Annotated in this window: 15 protein-coding genes; 6 read left to right on the top strand and 9 right to left on the bottom strand. The window is 72.5% G+C overall.

Going from position 1 to position 14,879, the window contains the following annotated elements:
• Window positions 1–139: 139 nt before the first annotated feature.
• The 6 genes from AC6EUL_RS19570 to AC6EUL_RS19545 form a co-directional block, all read right to left on the bottom strand.
• Entirely contained in the window at window positions 140–832 is a 693-nt protein-coding gene (locus tag AC6EUL_RS19570) for a sigma-70 family RNA polymerase sigma factor (protein ID WP_056349868.1), read from the bottom strand.
• A gap of 380 nt (window positions 833–1,212) precedes the next feature.
• Entirely contained in the window at window positions 1,213–1,713 is a 501-nt protein-coding gene (locus AC6EUL_RS19565) for a glutathione peroxidase (RefSeq protein ID WP_056214253.1), read from the bottom strand.
• Between the two features lie 86 nt (window positions 1,714–1,799).
• Window positions 1,800–2,960, bottom strand: coding sequence for a M20 aminoacylase family protein (locus tag AC6EUL_RS19560; RefSeq protein WP_056277748.1), 1,161 nt, complete (start codon window positions 2,958–2,960; stop codon window positions 1,800–1,802).
• A gap of 61 nt (window positions 2,961–3,021) precedes the next feature.
• Window positions 3,022–4,326 carry a GNAT family N-acetyltransferase gene (locus AC6EUL_RS19555; protein ID WP_156389586.1) on the bottom strand — a complete coding sequence of 435 codons (1,305 nt, stop codon included), beginning with the start codon at window positions 4,324–4,326 and terminating at the stop codon, window positions 3,022–3,024.
• Window positions 4,327–4,407: 81 nt separating this feature from the next.
• Window positions 4,408–5,172, bottom strand: a complete 765-nt coding sequence (locus AC6EUL_RS19550; RefSeq protein ID WP_499872109.1) for a glycerophosphodiester phosphodiesterase family protein — start codon at window positions 5,170–5,172, stop codon at window positions 4,408–4,410.
• Window positions 5,169–5,642 carry a RidA family protein gene (locus AC6EUL_RS19545; protein ID WP_056214073.1) on the bottom strand — a complete coding sequence of 158 codons (474 nt, stop codon included), beginning with the start codon at window positions 5,640–5,642 and terminating at the stop codon, window positions 5,169–5,171. Before AC6EUL_RS19545 ends, AC6EUL_RS19550 begins: the two co-directional genes overlap by 4 nt.
• A gap of 284 nt (window positions 5,643–5,926) precedes the next feature.
• Between AC6EUL_RS19545 and AC6EUL_RS19540 the strand changes: the two genes are divergently transcribed.
• From AC6EUL_RS19540 to AC6EUL_RS19525, 4 genes are all read left to right on the top strand, one after another.
• Window positions 5,927–7,120, top strand: a complete 1,194-nt coding sequence (locus AC6EUL_RS19540) for an aspartate aminotransferase family protein (protein WP_499872106.1) — start codon at window positions 5,927–5,929, stop codon at window positions 7,118–7,120.
• Between the two features lie 105 nt (window positions 7,121–7,225).
• Entirely contained in the window at window positions 7,226–8,179 is a 954-nt protein-coding gene (gene argF, locus AC6EUL_RS19535) for an ornithine carbamoyltransferase (RefSeq protein ID WP_056214080.1), read from the top strand.
• Window positions 8,180–8,446: 267 nt separating this feature from the next.
• The gene (locus tag AC6EUL_RS19530) at window positions 8,447–9,466 is read left to right on the top strand and encodes an Hsp33 family molecular chaperone (protein ID WP_499872104.1); all 1,020 of its coding nucleotides are present in this window, start codon (window positions 8,447–8,449) and stop codon (window positions 9,464–9,466) included.
• Window positions 9,467–9,639: 173 nt separating this feature from the next.
• Window positions 9,640–10,851 carry a hypothetical protein gene (locus AC6EUL_RS19525; protein ID WP_499872102.1) on the top strand — a complete coding sequence of 404 codons (1,212 nt, stop codon included), beginning with the start codon at window positions 9,640–9,642 and terminating at the stop codon, window positions 10,849–10,851.
• Window positions 10,852–10,912: 61 nt separating this feature from the next.
• On the opposite strand, the gene speG is transcribed toward AC6EUL_RS19525, so the two are convergent.
• From speG to apaG, 3 genes are read right to left on the bottom strand one after another with little or no spacing between them, the layout of a single operon-like run.
• Window positions 10,913–11,497 carry a spermidine N1-acetyltransferase gene (gene speG / locus AC6EUL_RS19520; RefSeq protein WP_056214091.1) on the bottom strand — a complete coding sequence of 195 codons (585 nt, stop codon included), beginning with the start codon at window positions 11,495–11,497 and terminating at the stop codon, window positions 10,913–10,915.
• Window positions 11,494–12,666: an acetylornithine deacetylase gene (argE, locus tag AC6EUL_RS19515; protein WP_499872099.1), complete on the bottom strand. Its 1,173-nt coding sequence runs from the start codon at window positions 12,664–12,666 to the stop codon at window positions 11,494–11,496. The genes speG and argE overlap by 4 nt, the downstream gene beginning before the upstream one ends.
• Before the next feature lie 4 nt (window positions 12,667–12,670).
• Complete coding sequence (gene apaG / locus AC6EUL_RS19510; protein ID WP_055950877.1) at window positions 12,671–13,063, bottom strand: Co2+/Mg2+ efflux facilitator ApaG/CorD; 393 nt, start codon at window positions 13,061–13,063, stop codon at window positions 12,671–12,673.
• A 144-nt stretch (window positions 13,064–13,207) separates the two neighbouring features.
• Between apaG and AC6EUL_RS19505 the strand changes: the two genes are divergently transcribed.
• Window positions 13,208–13,627, top strand: a complete 420-nt coding sequence (locus tag AC6EUL_RS19505) for a hypothetical protein (RefSeq protein WP_056379702.1) — start codon at window positions 13,208–13,210, stop codon at window positions 13,625–13,627.
• A 123-nt stretch (window positions 13,628–13,750) separates the two neighbouring features.
• Complete coding sequence (locus AC6EUL_RS19500; RefSeq protein WP_499872097.1) at window positions 13,751–14,845, top strand: 2'-deoxycytidine 5'-triphosphate deaminase; 1,095 nt, start codon at window positions 13,751–13,753, stop codon at window positions 14,843–14,845.
• Window positions 14,846–14,879 lie beyond the last annotated feature (34 nt).

Raw genomic sequence — 14,879 nt, 5'->3', positions numbered from 1 at the left:
CGGCCGGAACCGTCGCCGAGACCCCGGCATTACGCTTTTCCGCGCCGCTCCCGGCCTGCGGGGCAGGGCCCGGGCCGGGTCGAAGGGCATCATCGCGGCCCCCGAGGCGACCACGCCGGCCAGCGCCCGCAATGCCGGTTCAGGACGCCGCCTCGCGCGCCTCCATCCCGAGGGACCCGACGAGGAAGGCTCGGGCCCGGCTGACGCGGCTCTTCATGGTCCCGACCTGGCAGCCGATCAGCGCGGCGGCGGCCTCGTAGGTCATCCCCTGCGCCGCCACGAGCACCAGCGCCTCCCGCTGGGCGGGCGGCAGCTTGCCGAGATGCTGCCAGACCCGGCGCAGATCGCTGCTCGCCTCCTGCGCGGCCGGCGCCACGACCTTCGCGGCGAAGGCACCGTCCGCATCCTCGACCTCGCGCTTGCGCTTGCGGCACTCGGTGTAGAACTGGTTGCGCAGGATGGTGCAGAGCCAGGCCTTCAGGTTGCTGCCGGGCTCGAAGCGGTGCCGGTTGGCCCAGGCCTTCAGCAGCGTCTCCTGCACGAGGTCGTCGGCCGCATTCGGCGCGACGGCGAGCGACAGCGCGAAGGCGCGCAGGCCGGGCAGGGCGTCGAGCAGCGCGGCGCGGAAGTCCGCGGCCGCGGGCGGGTGGACCTCCAGCCGGACGATCAGGTCGAGCAGGGCCGTCGGCGGCGCCTCGGCGAGAACCGCGGCGTAGAAGGCCTTCAGCTCGGATCCGAGATGCAGTCGCACCGCCTCGGGCATGGCCCGGCCCGGAGCCGCAGCGCCCGCCTCGCCGTTCGCCGATGCCGATCGCCCCGTGCCTGCAGCCATGCCGTGTCCCCACCTCTCCGAATCGCACCGCAGCCGGGACGATCCGGCAAGTCCGTCGGGAGCTTCTGGCATGACAAGGCTGAACGCCGGCTAACGAATTCTTTACCGGATCGTTGCGGGCGCGGGCCGGACGGGCCGGCATCGGGGCCCGGAGAGCCGCCGGTCGGCCGGTCGGACCGGCGCGACCCCTGTCGGGTCAAGCGGTTCCGGCGCCTGTGGGATTTGGCAAGGACTTTCCTAACCCTGGCCGCCGATCGCGCCCATCCGGCTGGGGATCGTGGCGGCGGGGCCGGCGCGTTCCGGCCGGCGGGACGGCGCGGGGCCGGACGCGGCCGGTCCGATCGCCCCGTCGCGCGCCCTCCGCCGGGGCGGGTCGCCTCTCAGGAGGCGGGCGCGGGCTCCGCCAGGGCGGCCGCGATGGCGGCCTCCAGGGCCTCCGGCTTCGTGGAGGGCGCGTAGCGGGCGATCACCCGACCGTCGCGCCCGACGAGGAACTTGGTGAAGTTCCACTTGATGGCGCGGCTGCCGAGGAGGCCGGGCTTCGCCTGCGTCAGATGCGCGAAGACCGGGTCGGCCGCGGGGCCGTTCACCGCGACCTTGGCGAGGACCGGGAAGCTGACGTCGTAGGTCAGGCTGCAGAAGCGGGCGATCTCGGCCGCATCCCCCGGCTCCTGGGCGCCGAACTGGTTGCAGGGAAAGCCCAGCACCACGAGGCCGTCCGCCCGGTGCTTCTGCGCCAGGGCCTCCAGCCCGGCATATTGCGGCGTGAACCCGCATTTCGAGGCGGTGTTGACGATCAGGATCACCTGCCCCCGGTGCTGGGCCAGGGGGTAGGGCGACCCGTCGGCCGCCCTCGGACTCAGGTCGTGCAATTCGTTCATGGACATCGACCGTGCGGCGTGCGGGAGGCGGGCGCCTTTCCTAAGGCCCCGCCACCCCGATCCGCAATGCCCCATGACCGCCCGTGTCAGGCGGCGGTGCGCCGCTCGACGAGGCGGGCGAGGAAGGCCGAGCCGAGGGGAATGATGCTGTCGTCGAAGTCGAAGCTCGCATTGTGCAGGCCGGGACCGGGATTCGAGCCGATCCACGCATAGGCGCCGGGCACCCGCGCGACCATGTCGGCGAAGTCCTCGCTGCCCATGCGCGGCTTCGACTGGTCGTCGACGCCCTCGGGGCCGAACAGCTCGCGGGCGATGTCGGCGGCGGCGGCCGCGTGCTCCGGGCTGTTCATCAGCACCGAGAACACGTCGCGGATGTCGACGTCGATCGTCGCCCCGTAGGCGGTCGCGAGGCCCGCGGCGATGGCCCGGATGCGGGTGGTGACGAGGGTGCGCAGGTCCGCGTCGAAGGTCCGCACCGTACCGGTGATGTGGGCGCCCTCCGGGATGACGTTGTAGGCGGCGCCCGCGTGGAACTGCGTCACCGACAGGACCGCGCTCTTGAGCGGGTCGGCGTTGCGCGAGACGATCGACTGCAGGGCCTGGACCAGGGTGGCGCCCACCACGATGGGGTCGATGCCCTGCTGCGGCTGGGCCGCGTGGGCGCCGCGCCCGGTGATGCGGATGTCGAAGAAGTCCGCCGCCGCCATGGCCGGGCCGGGGCGCAGCTTGATCTTGCCGTGCGGGCCGTTGGGCTGGTTGTGGATCGCGTAGATCTCGTCGCAGGGGAATTTCTCGAACAGGCCGTCGGCGATCATCGCGCGGGCGCCGCCCTGGCCTTCCTCGGCCGGCTGGAACACGAACAGGGCGGTGCCGTCGAAATCCCGGGTCTCGGCGAGGTAGCGCGCGGCGCCCAGCAGCATCGTGGTGTGGCCGTCATGGCCGCAGGCGTGCATCTTGCCCGGCACCGTCGAGCGGTAGGGCAGGTTGGTCTCCTCCTCGATCGGCAGGGCGTCCATGTCGGCGCGCAGGCCGACCCGCCGGCCGGAGCCGGTGCGGCCCTCCAGCACGCCCACCACTCCGGTGCCGCCGATGCCGCGATGGACGGTCACGCCGTAGCGCGCCAGCTCGGCGGCGACGATGCCGGAGGTGCGGACCTCCTCGAAGCCGAGCTCGGGATGGGCGTGGAAGTCGCGGCGTAGGGCCACGAGGTCATCGGCGAAGGTCTTGATGCGGTCGATGGGGCTCACGGATCGTCCTTGGGCTCTCGCGCCTCTGGGGGGCGGGCTGTGCTGGGTCGGAGGGGCGTCCTCAACCGGAAGGATTCGCCTCCGGCTCGGCCCCAGGCAAGTCGGATGCCGGTTCTTCGGACGCTTCCGGCAAGGCTTCGCGCCGGAAGGGCGTCAGCGTGTCCAGGACTTCGGCGGCTTCCAGCACGTGTTCGCGCTCGCGCCTCAGGTAATCGGCCACCGCCCGGCGCAGGGCCGGGTCGGCGATGTCGTGGGCCGAGTGCATGAGGACCGGGCGGTAGCCGCGGGCGAGCTTGTGCTCACCCTGCGCGCCCGCCTCGACGCGCTTCAAGCCCTGGGCGATGGCGAAGTCGATGGCCTGATAGTAGCAGACCTCGAAATGCAGGAACGGGTGGTCCTCGACGCAGCCCCAGTTGCGGCCGTAGAGGGCCACATCCCCGATGAGGTTGATGGCGCCGGCGACGTAGCGCCCCGCGCGCTTGGCCATCACCAGCAGCACCCGCTCGGGCATGCGCTCGCCGAGGAGCCCGAAGAACCTGCGGTTCAGGTAGGGCCGGCCCCACTTGCGCGCGCCGGTATCGGCGTAGAATTCGTAGAACGCGTCCCAGTGGGCTGGGGTCAGGTCGGCGCCGGTGACGTGCTCGATGGTGAGGCCGGGCGCCAGGGCGTCGCGGCGCTCGCGCCGGATCGCCTTGCGCTTGCGCGACGCCAGCGCCCCGAGGAAATCCGCGAAGGTCCCGTACCCGGCATTCTCCCAGTGGAACTGCTGGTCGACGCGCTGGAGGAAGCCCAGCGCCCCGGCCTGGTCCCACTCGCGCGCCTGCATGAAGGTGACGTGGATCGAGGAGGCCTTGGTCTCGGCCCGCAGGGCGCGCAGGCCCGCCACGATCGCGGAGGCCGCCTCGTTCACGTCCTGCCCCGGCGCGATGAGGAAGCGCGGGCCGGTGACGGGGGTGAAGGGCACGCTGACCTGGAGCTTCGGGTAGTAGCTGCCGCCCGCCCGCTCGTAGGCGTCGGCCCAGCCGTGGTCGAAGACGTACTCGCCCTGGCTGTGGGATTTCAGGTAGCAGGGCGCCACCCCGACGAGGCGGCCCTCGCGCTCCACCGCCACGTGGAGGGGGAGCCAGCCGGTCTTGCGCGAGACGCAGCCCGAATCCTCCAGCGACGACAGGAAGGCGTGCGAGAGGAAGGGATTGTGGGTCTCGTCGCCGCCCGAGAGGGTCTCGGCCGAGGTGGCGCAGGCATCCCACTCGGCCGCCGCGATCCCAGCCAGGCCCGGCACCGCGCGCACCTGCAGTTCCGTCACGGTCTCGGCCGGGGCGCCGGGGCCTTCGCCGGAACGCTGTGTTTCGCCGGGAATGTCCATCGCGGGTCAATCTAGTCCCCGGAGCCCGGCGGGCCAAGGGCGGCGCGGGGCCGCGCGCCGTCGCAGGGGGCGAGCGGCGCCCTACGGGCAGAACCCCTCGAACACCATCTGGTCGGCGTGGATCGCGGCGTGCCGGCGCTGGTCCGGATTGCGCACGGTCCAGGTCATCACCGGGCGTTGCCCCAGGAGCCGGCACAGGACGGTGGGCGCGCAGGGCAGGTCGTCCACCCGCCAGGACAGGAAGTCCGGCCGGGTCTCGTCGAAATGCAGCAGGGCCGGGAGGGCGCGCCGCAGGCTCGGGGGCAGGGTGGCGTAGGCCGGGTCGTCCTGGCGCGTCTCGGCGACGATGCCGCGCGGGAGCCCGGGCGCGAGCGTCCGCAGGGCGGTGACGATCTGCGGATCGAAGGATTTCAGCGCCACGGGGCCGTCATAGGCGGTCGCGAGGGCGGCCACGCGCTCGGCGAGCCGCAGGTCGCCGGTGTAGCGCGACTTCACCTCGATCACGAGGGGCGTGCGCCCGCCGATCCGGGCCAGGAAGACCGGCAGGGTCGGGATGCGCTCGGCGCTGCCCGCCACCGTCAGGGCGCCGAGATCCGCGGCGGAGCGCGCGCCCACCGCCTCCCCGGCCGCGGTCAGGCGGCCCAGGGTCTCGTCGTGGAACACCATCGCCTCGCCGTCGGCGCTGAGCTGGACGTCGCACTCGATGGCGTAGCCGCCCCGGATCGCCGCCTCGGCGGCCGCGAGGGTGTTCTCGGGCACGCCGCCCGCCCGGTCGTGCAGGCCGCGATGGGCGATGGGCCGGGCGGTGAGCCAGTCGGGGGCGTTGGGGGCCGTCGGCGGGCTCATTTGACCTCGAACATCGCCTCGACCTCGACGGCCGCGTCGAGGGGCAGCTCGGCGACGCCGACGGTGGAGCGGGCGTGGCGGCCGCGGTCGCCCAGGATCTCCACCATGAGGTCTGAGGCACCGTTCATGATGCCGGCGAGTCCCGCGAAGGTCGGCACCGCGTTGATGAAGCCGCCGAGGCGGATGCACTGCACGACGCCGCGGTCGAGGTCGCCCACCGCCGCCTGGAGCTGGGCCAGCACGTTGAGGGCGCAGAGCCGGGCGGCGGCGATGCCGTCCTCGGCCGAGACCTCGGCCCCGAGCTTGCCCGTGTGGGCGCCGGCGATTCGGCCGTCGGCCCCGAAGCAGATCTGCCCGGAGATCACCACGAGGTTGCCGCTGCGCACGAAGGGCACGTAGTTCGCGACGGGGGCCGCGGCCTTGGGCAGGGTCAGGCCGAGGGCCTCCAGGCGTTCCGTGACGGTGCTCATGCTGCGTCGTTCCTCTGCTGGGCGGCCGCGGGTCGTCCGGCCGGCGTGACGCGGCTCTGAGCACTTCCGGGCGCAGGGTGCAAGGCATGACCCGAGGCGGGCCGCACAGCGCGCGTGCAACAGCCTAATGGGCAGGCATGTCAGGGCTGTGAACCCGGTCTGTCGTTGACAGAATTGGCCATTTCTCTAGTAATCGCGCGCGTGCCGCCCCATCCGAGGCGGCACTTTCATTTGGTGCGGTCGCGTGTCTCGCGTGCCCGCGAGACACACGGGAAGACGGGATCGTGACATCCGCCCTTCTGCCGACCTATGCCCGGGCTCCCATCGCCTTCGAACGCGGCGAGGGCGCATGGCTTGAGGCGCGCAGCGGCGAGCGATACCTCGATTTCGGCGCCGGCATCGCGGTGAACGCCCTGGGTCACGCCCATTCGCACCTCGTCCAGGCCCTGACCGCGCAGGCGCAGAAGCTCTGGCACACCTCGAACCTGTTCGAGATCCCCGAGGGCGAGCGGCTGGGCCGGCGCCTCGTGGACGCCACCTTCGCGGACGTGGCCTTCTTCGCCAATTCGGGGGCGGAAGCCAACGAGGCCGCCATCAAGATGGCGCGCAAGTACCACGCCGCCGACGGCCACCCGGAGCGCTTCCGGATCCTCACCGTCGAGGGCGCCTTCCACGGCCGGACCCTGGCCACCATCGCGGCCGGCGGCCAGCAGAAGTACATCGAGGGCTTCGGCCCGAAGGTCGACGGCTTCGACCAGGTGCCCTTCGGCGACCACGAGGCCCTGCGGGCCGCCATCGGCCCGGAGACGGCCGCGATCCTGATCGAGCCGATCCAGGGGGAGGGCGGCGTGCGCCCGGTGCCGCCGCAATGCCTGCGCGGCCTGCGCGAACTCTGCGACGCGCACGGCATCCTGCTCATCATGGACGAGGTCCAGACCGGGGTCGGGCGCACGGGCAAGCTGTTCGCGCACGAGTGGGCGGGGGCGGCCCCCGACATCATGAGCGCGGCCAAGGGAATCGGCGGCGGCTTCCCCCTCGGCGTCTGCCTCGCCACGGCGAACGCCGCACGCGGCATGACGGCGGGCAGCCACGGCACCACCTTCGGCGGCAACCCGCTGGCCATGGCGGTGGGCAACGCCGTCCTCGACGTGGTGCTGGCGGACGGCTTCCTCGACCATGTCCAGCGCATGGGCCTGATCCTGAAGCAGCGCCTCGCCGCCCTGCAGGACCGGCACCCGGCCGTCATCGCGGACATCCGCGGCGAGGGCCTGATGCTCGGCCTCAAGCTCCACGTGCCGAACACCGAATTCGCCGCCGCCGCCCGCGACGCGCATCTGCTGGTGATCCCGGCGGGCGACAACGTGGTGCGCCTGCTGCCGCCGCTCATCATCACCGAGGCCGACGTGGCGGAGGCGGTCACCCGCCTCGACACGGCGGCCGGCCGGCTCGGGACGCGCCTGCGCGGCGCCGCCGAGTAACCGCCAGGAGCCGGGCGCGTCACCGGACGGCCGCACCGGCCGCGACGCCGCCCCGCCCCGACCGAAACTGCCCTGACCGGGACCACGCACACGAAGAACGGACCGATGACCACGACACTGAACGGGACCGGCCACGGAACCCGCCACTTCCTCGACCTCAAGGACTTCTCGGCCGAGCAGCTGCGCACGGTGCTGGACGCCGCCGCCCGCATCAAGGCGCGCCGCCGCAAGGGCACGCTGGCCGAGGACCGCCCCCTCATCGGCAAGACCCTGGCGATGGTGTTCGACCGGCCCTCGACCCGGACCCGGGTGTCGTTCGACGTCGGCATGCGCGAGCTCGGCGGCGAGACCCTGATGCTGACGGGGAGCGAGATGCAGCTCGGCCGCGGCGAGACCGTGGGCGACACCGCCCGGGTGCTCTCGCGCTACGTCGACGCGATCATGATCCGCATCCTGGACCACGGCCTGATGCTGGAGCTGGCCGAGTACGCCACCGTGCCGGTGATCAACGCCCTGACCAAGGTCTCGCACCCGTGCCAGATCATGGCCGACCTCCTGACCTTCGAGGAGCATCGCGGGCCGATCCGGGGCCGCACCGTGGCCTGGTCGGGGGACGCCAACAACGTGCTCGCCTCCTGGGTGCACGCCGCTGCGCGCTTCGACTTCACCCTCAACATCGCGGCCCCGCCGGAGCTGTCGACGCCCCAGCCGCTCCTCGACTGGGCGAAGGCGCAGGGCGCCACCGTCAACGTCACCACCGACGCCTACGAAGCGGTGGACGGAGCGGACGCGGTGGTCACCGATTGCTGGGTCTCCATGGGCGACGAGGACGACCAGCACCGGCACAATCTGCTGGTGCCCTACCGGGTCGATGCCCGCCTGATGGCCGCCGCGGCCCAGGACGCGATCTTCATGCACTGCCTGCCGGCCCATCGCGGCGAGGAGGTCACCGCCGAAGTGATCGACGGCCCGCAATCGGTGATCTTCGACGAGGCCGAGAACCGCCTGCATGCCCAGAAGGGCATCCTCGCCTGGTGCCTGCAGGCCCACGGCCTCTGACGGCCGGGAACGCCCCCGGGGGGTGGCCTGGGACCACCCGTGCACGGGCCGCATCCCCGCCCCGTCGCGCCGCCGCGCCCGGATCCCTATATGGGGACCATTCTTCCCTGAGGGTTGGGCGCGGCCGCGCGACGCGCGCGGCCGTTCCGACCGGTACGCCGCCGAGACCGTTCGGCGATCTCACGACCCCGCCCCCGAGGGGTCGCGCGGTCCGTGGCCCAGCCCTCGCGTTCGTCGAGCCCGATCGGAGCTGCCATGACTTCTGGAATGCCTGCTGGAACGACCGCCGGATCCGTCCCGCCGCTCCTCATCGAGGGCGATGACGACGTGGTGCTGCCCTTCGCCGTCGAGGCCCTCGACGTGCGCGGCCGCGTGGTCCGTCTCGGCCCGTCCGTCGACACCATCCTGCGCCGGCACGGCTATCCCGATGCGGTGGCCCGCCTCCTCGGCGAGGCGGCGGCGCTCACCGTGCTCCTCGGCTCGTCCCTGAAGTTCGAGGGCCGCTTCCAACTCCAGACCAAGACCGACGGCCCGGTGGAGATGATCGTGGTCGACTTCGAGGCGCCCGACCGCCTGCGCGCCACGGCGCGCTTCGACACCGCGCGGGTGGACGCCCTCGGGGCCGGCCCGCTCCAGGACCCGGACCTGATCGGGCAGGGGCACCTGGCCATGACCATCGACCAGGGTCCCACCAGCAGCCGCTACCAGGGCGTCGTCGCCCTGGAGGGCCAGAGCCTCGAAGAGGCGGCGCACCAGTACTTCCGCCAGTCCGAGCAGATCCCGACCCAGGTCCGCCTCGCGGTGGCCGAGCAATATGCCGGCGGCGCCCGGACCTACCGGGCCGGTGGCCTCCTGGTGCAGTTCTTGCCGCAATCCATCGACCGGGCCCGGCTCGCCGACCTGCCCCCGGGCGACATCCCCGAGGGCCACGTCCACCTCGACGCGAACGGCGTGCCCGAGGACGACGCCTGGGTCGAGGCCCGCAGCCTCGTCTCCACCATCGAGGACCACGAGCTCGTCGACCCGGAGGTCTCGGCCGAGCGCCTGCTCTACCGCCTGTTCCACGAGCGCGGCGTGCGGGTGTTCGAGGCGCAGGCGGTGCACGAGCAGTGCCGCTGCTCGCCCGAGCGGGTGATGGGCATGATCACCTCGTTCTCGCCTCAGGAGCGCCGGGACATGATCGCCGATGACGGGCGCATCGGCATCACCTGCGAGTTCTGCTCACGGCGCTACGACCTCGATCCGGCGGCGGTGGAAGCCGAAGTCGCAGCCCAGTCGGGCCCCTGATCCGGGGCTGCCGCGACAGGCGTCGCGGCAGCATCGCCAAGCTTGACCTTTGACGAGGACAAGACGCCGCAAATGCTCGCGCCCACTGCCGGGCCTCGCATTTGAACCGTTTCTCAGGTTTCGACGTTTGGGGTTTCTCAAGAGTGCTCGACAAGAGCTCAGGAGGAACGTCGATGAAGACATTCGTGGTCGGCAAAAATCTGGTCAGCAAGAATATCGTCGTCGGTCTGACGGCACTGCTGATGACGACGTCAGCCTACGCCCAGGGCGCGGGCCAGGCCGGCACCGCCGGCGGCAGCGAGGCCGGCGGCCGTAGTGGGGCCGCCGCCCACAGCCAGGGCGGCGCCGAGGGCGCTTCGGGCGGCGCCCGCAGCGAGATGGGCGGACGGGCCGAGGCGGGCGGACGCCGCGAGGGCAGCCGCATGGAGAGCGGCGGGCGCGGCGACACGGCGGCCCGCGAGTCCCAGGGCCGGGATTCCCAGGCCCGAGATTCTCAGGCCCGAGATTCTCAGGCCCGAGATTCGCAGAACAAGGATTCGCAGGCCCGCAGCGCGGACCGGGGCGACCGCGACGGTGCGCGCGGCGACCGGGCGACCCGGACCTCGTCCCGGGAGGACCGGGTCGGCGGCCGCGAGCAGCGCGACCGCGTCTCGGTCAACACCCGCAGCGAGTCGCGCAGCGAACGCTTCGAGGGCGGACGCCGCTCGGGCCGCTTCGTCTTCATCGGCGGCCAGCGCGTGGTCTACGGCTCGCCGGAATATCGCCGCCTCGTCACCATCGAGCATCGCGGCGGCGACCGCGTGGTCGAGCGCGCACGCCGGCGCTACGTCACCATCCGCGGTCAGCGCGTCCTCTACGGCTCGCCCCAGTACCGCCGCCTCGTCCGCGTCGAGGAGACGACCACCCGCCGTCCCGGCACCCGCTATGTCGTGGTGCGCGGCCAGCGCGTGGTCTACGGCTCGCCCGAGTATCGCCGCCTGACGGTGACCGAACGCCGGGGCGGCACCGTCGGCGCCCGCTTCGAGGAGCGGGGCTTCCGCGGCAAGGCCGTCTCGTCCCGTACCGACGCGCGGCGCGACACGCGCAACGTCCGCTCGCCCGAGACCACGTCGCGGGATGGCATCCGCAACGCCGACACCCGCCAGCAGGGGGGCCGCAACGGCGCCTCGGCCGAGCGCGACACGAACCGCGACCGCGGGACCGAGGGCTCGGGCATCCGCAACGCGGCCGACCGCTCGGGCGGCGCCGAGCGCGGCACCATGAACACCGGCAACCGGACCGGCGGGGCCGAGCGCGGCCCGAATGCCGGCGCGCAGGGCGGCAAGGCCGGCAGCATGGGTGGCGGCGAGCGCAGCGGCGGGCAGGGCGGCGCGGGCCGCAACTGATCGCGAAGGCCGATCGCAGGACCTGAACGCGGCGCCGGACCTCCTCGCGGGGGCCCGGCGCTCAGGCCTTCAGGACGGGATCGGCGATGTCGCCGCCGCCCCGGCGGGCGAGGTAGGCGGGCTGGAACAGGCACATCCGCACCGCGTCGCGGTACTTGCCGTTGACGAAGAACTCGTCCTTCAGGATGCCCTCGGGCTCGAAGCCGCAGCGCTCGTAGATCCGCACCGCGCGGGCATTGTCCTTGTCCACGTGCAGGTAGAGCTTGTGGATGTTGAGGACGCTGAAGGCGTAGTCCATGGCGATGCGCGTGGCCCGCGGGGCGTAGCCCTGGCCCTGGAAGGCCGGGTGGATCGCGATCTGGAATTCGCAGCGCCGGTGCAGGTGGTTGATCTCCACGAGCTCGACGAGGCCGGCGGGGGCGCCGTCCGCATTGGCGATGATGAAGCGCCGCTCGGTCTGGTTGTGGATGTTGCGCTCGTAGAGCTGCGCCAGTTCGGCGAAGGACTCGTAGGCCTCCTCGAACCAGTAGCGCATGATGCTGTCGTTGTTGTTGAGCTGATGCACGAACATCAGGTCCTCGCGCTCCAGCGGGCGCAGCTTCACCGGCCCGTCCGCCGCGATGGTGCGGGGCGTGAAGGCGGTCATGGCGTCACGCACGCCGCGGCGAGGCGGTCCATGAAGGCCTCGCCGGCCTTGAGCGCCGCGAGCGTGATGTACTCGTCCGGCTGGTGCGCCTGGTCGATGGAGCCGGGGCCGCAGACCACGGTGGGGATGCCGGCGACCTGGAAGCGCCCGGCCTCCGTGGCGTAGGGCACCGAGATCGTGTGGTTGCGCTCCGCCACCCGGAGGGCCAGCCGCTCGGCCGCCGAGCCGGGCTCCGGGGCGAGGCCCGGCACCGCCACCTCCTCCAGCGTCTCGATCCGCCCGTAATCGCCGTAGCGGTTGAGCCGGTCGCGCAGCACGGTGCCCACCTTGGCTTCGAACAGGGCGGGGATCTCGCCCATGTCGAGGTCGGGCAGGCCGCGGAACTCCCAGTGGAAGGTGCAGACCTTGGGCAGGATGTTGCGGGCCGTGCCACCCGCGATGGTGCCCACATGCACGGTGGTGGCGGGCGGGTCGAAGCGGCCCGAGGCGTCGCCCCGGGCGATCATCGCGTCGGCGATCCGGTTCAGCTCCGAGACGAGGTCGGCCGCCGCCATCACGGCGTTGGCCCCGAGCATCGGCTTGGCCGAGTGGGCCTCGTGCCCGTGCACGGTGGTGAGATAGGTGACGATGCTCTTGTGCGCGTCGGCCACTTCGAGGTCGGTGGGCTCGCCGACGATCACCGCGCCCGGGCGCGGCAGGTCGGCCCCGAACCGCGCGATCGTGTCGGCCACACCCAGGCAGGTGGTCTCCTCGTCGTAGGACAGGAGGATGTGGATCGGACGCTCGAGGCCGGCGGCCTGGAAGCGCGGGATCGCCGCGAGCGCCAGGGCGCAGAAGCCCTTCATGTCGACGGCGCCGCGCCCGTAGGCACGCCCGTCCGCCACCCGCAGAGTGAAGGGGTCGGCGCTCCAGGCCTGCCCCGTCACCGGCACCACGTCGGTATGGCCCGAGAGCACGATGCCGCCGTCGACCATCGGGCCGATGGTGGCGAACAGGGCCGCCTTGTCGCCGGCCGCGTTGGGCACGCGGACGAAGGGCACGCGGAGGTCGTCGAGGGCGGCCGCCACGCAGTCGATGAGCGCGAGGTTCGATTTCGAACTCTCGGTGTCGAAGGCCACGAGCCGCGCCAGCCAGTCGAGGGTCTCCAGGCGCGGGCCTTCGGTGGACATCGCCCTAGTGCACGCTGCGGCGGACATGGGGCGAATCGAGCGAGAAGGCCGGGATCTCCGCCTCGAAGCTCTCGCCCCCATGGGTCGCCATGGTGTAGCTGCCGGCCATCAGGCCGTCCGGCGTGGTGAGCGGGCAGCCGCTGGTGTAGCTGAACGATTCGCCCGGCTCGAGCACCGGCTGCTTGCCGACCACCCCGGCGCCGCGGACCTCCTGGGTCTCGCCGCGCCCGTCGACGATGCGCCAGTGGCGGGAGCGCAGTTGCACCTGCTCGGGGCCGTTGTTCACGATCTCGACCGTGTAGGCGAAGAAGTAGCGGCTCTCGGCCGGCGACGATTCTTCCTCGACGAAGCGTGGCATCACGGTCACGCTGATCCCGCGCGTCTGGGCCTTGTACATCCCCGTCATGCCTCCCTGGCCGGACCTGAACCCCGAGCGCGCTGCGTTCGCGACAAGCACAGGGCGTCGTGGTACGGCCCTCGCAAAACCGCGTCAATCGTGGCGAATGCGGGGGTGCCCGCGCAAGAACGAGGTCCGTGCCCCGTGGTCGAGGAGACCGTTTCGCGCCCGTCCGTCCGGTCCGCCGGCCGGGCCCTCCTCGCCAGCCTCGCCCTCGCGGGCCTGACCGCCGCCTTCGCCTGGGCCGCGCCCGAGCGCAACGGCTGGGCCGCCCTGGCGCTGGCCGTGGCGCTGGCCCTCGACGGGCTGGCGCAGGGGGCGGGGGCCTGGCTGGCCCGCCGCGGAGGCGGGCCGCCCCGGATCGCCGGCCTGCCCTCCCTGGTGCTGGCCTTCGGACCGGCCGCCGGCCTCGGCACGGTCCTGTTCGCCGTCGCCCTGGCGGCCTGGCCCGCCGGCTTCCCGATCCTCGCCAGCGCGCTCGCGGGTCTGATCGCCATGGGCGCCATCGCGCGCCTCGTCCTCGCCTGGATCGTCCTGCGGATCGCGCAAGACCCGGAGGCTTAACCGGACCTTAGGCGATCCGGCCGCATTTCGTGCAGAATGCGGCGTTCCCGCCCCGGCCGCCGGGGTGGTGCCCGATCGACGAGCGGGTGGTGCGAGCGGATGCAAGACGGGATTAGGGCCGCGATGCAGGACGGGGCGGACAGCCGCCAGCACGGGATTCTGGCCGCGGCCGGGATCGCAGCGCTGACGCGCGCGGGCGCGATCCGGCCCGACACGCCCTACGCGCCCGACCAGATCCAGCCCGCGAGCCTCGACCTGCGCCTCGGCGCCCGGGTGTTCCGCGTGCGCACCAGCTTCCTGCCCGGCACCCGCACGGTCTCCGCCTGCATCGAGGCCTTCGCCCTGCACGAGATGGACCTGCGCCACGGGGCCGTGCTGGAAACGGGCTGCGTGTACATCGCCGAGCTGCAGGAGCATCTCGCCCTACCGGGCGACCTCGCCGCCAGCGCCAACCCGAAGAGCTCCACCGGCCGCATCGACGTCTTCACCCGCGTCATCACCGACCGGGGCGCCGCCTTCGACCAAGTTGAAGCCGGCTATCACGGGCCGCTCTATGCGGAGATCTCGCCCCGCACCTTCCCGGTGAAGGTCCGCACCGGCTCGCGCCTGTCGCAGATCCGGTTCCGGCGCGGCGAGCCCCGCCTCACCGACGCCGACCTCGCCGCCCTGCACGCGGCCTCGCCCCTGGTCGACGCCCCGAACCCGACCTTCCAGGGCGGCATCGGCGTCTCCATCGACCTTGCGGGCTTCTCCGGCCTCATCGGCTACCGCGCCCGGCGCCATACCGGCCTCGTCGACGTCGACGCCCCGGGCACGCACCGGGCAGCGGATTTCTGGGAGCCCCTGCACGCCGACCCGTCCCGGGCCCTGATCCTCGATCCCGGCCAGTTCTACATCCTGGCCTCCAAGGAGGCCGTGCAGGTGCCGCCCGACTTCGCCGCCGAGATGGTGCCGTTCGACCCCCTGGTCGGCGAGTTCCGGGTCCACTACGCCGGCTTCTTCGATCCGGGCTTCGGCTTCGCCGCCGCGGGCGGAGCGGGGGCCCGCGCCGTCCTCGAGGTGCGCTCGCGCGACGTGCCGTTCCTGCTCGAGGACGGCCAGATCGTCGGCCGCCTCGTCTACGAGCGCATGGCCGAGCGCCCCGCCACCCTGTACGGCGCGGGCGCGGGCTCGAACTACCAGGCCCAGGGGCTGAAGCTCTCCAAGCACTTCGTCTGAGACAGGCCCTTCCTCCGAGAGGGCCGTTCCGCCT

This window comes from Methylobacterium sp. 001424705 (genome assembly GCF_059816145.1).
Note: the sequence above shows the minus strand (reverse complement) of the source record. Positions and strands in the feature narration are given on the sequence as shown.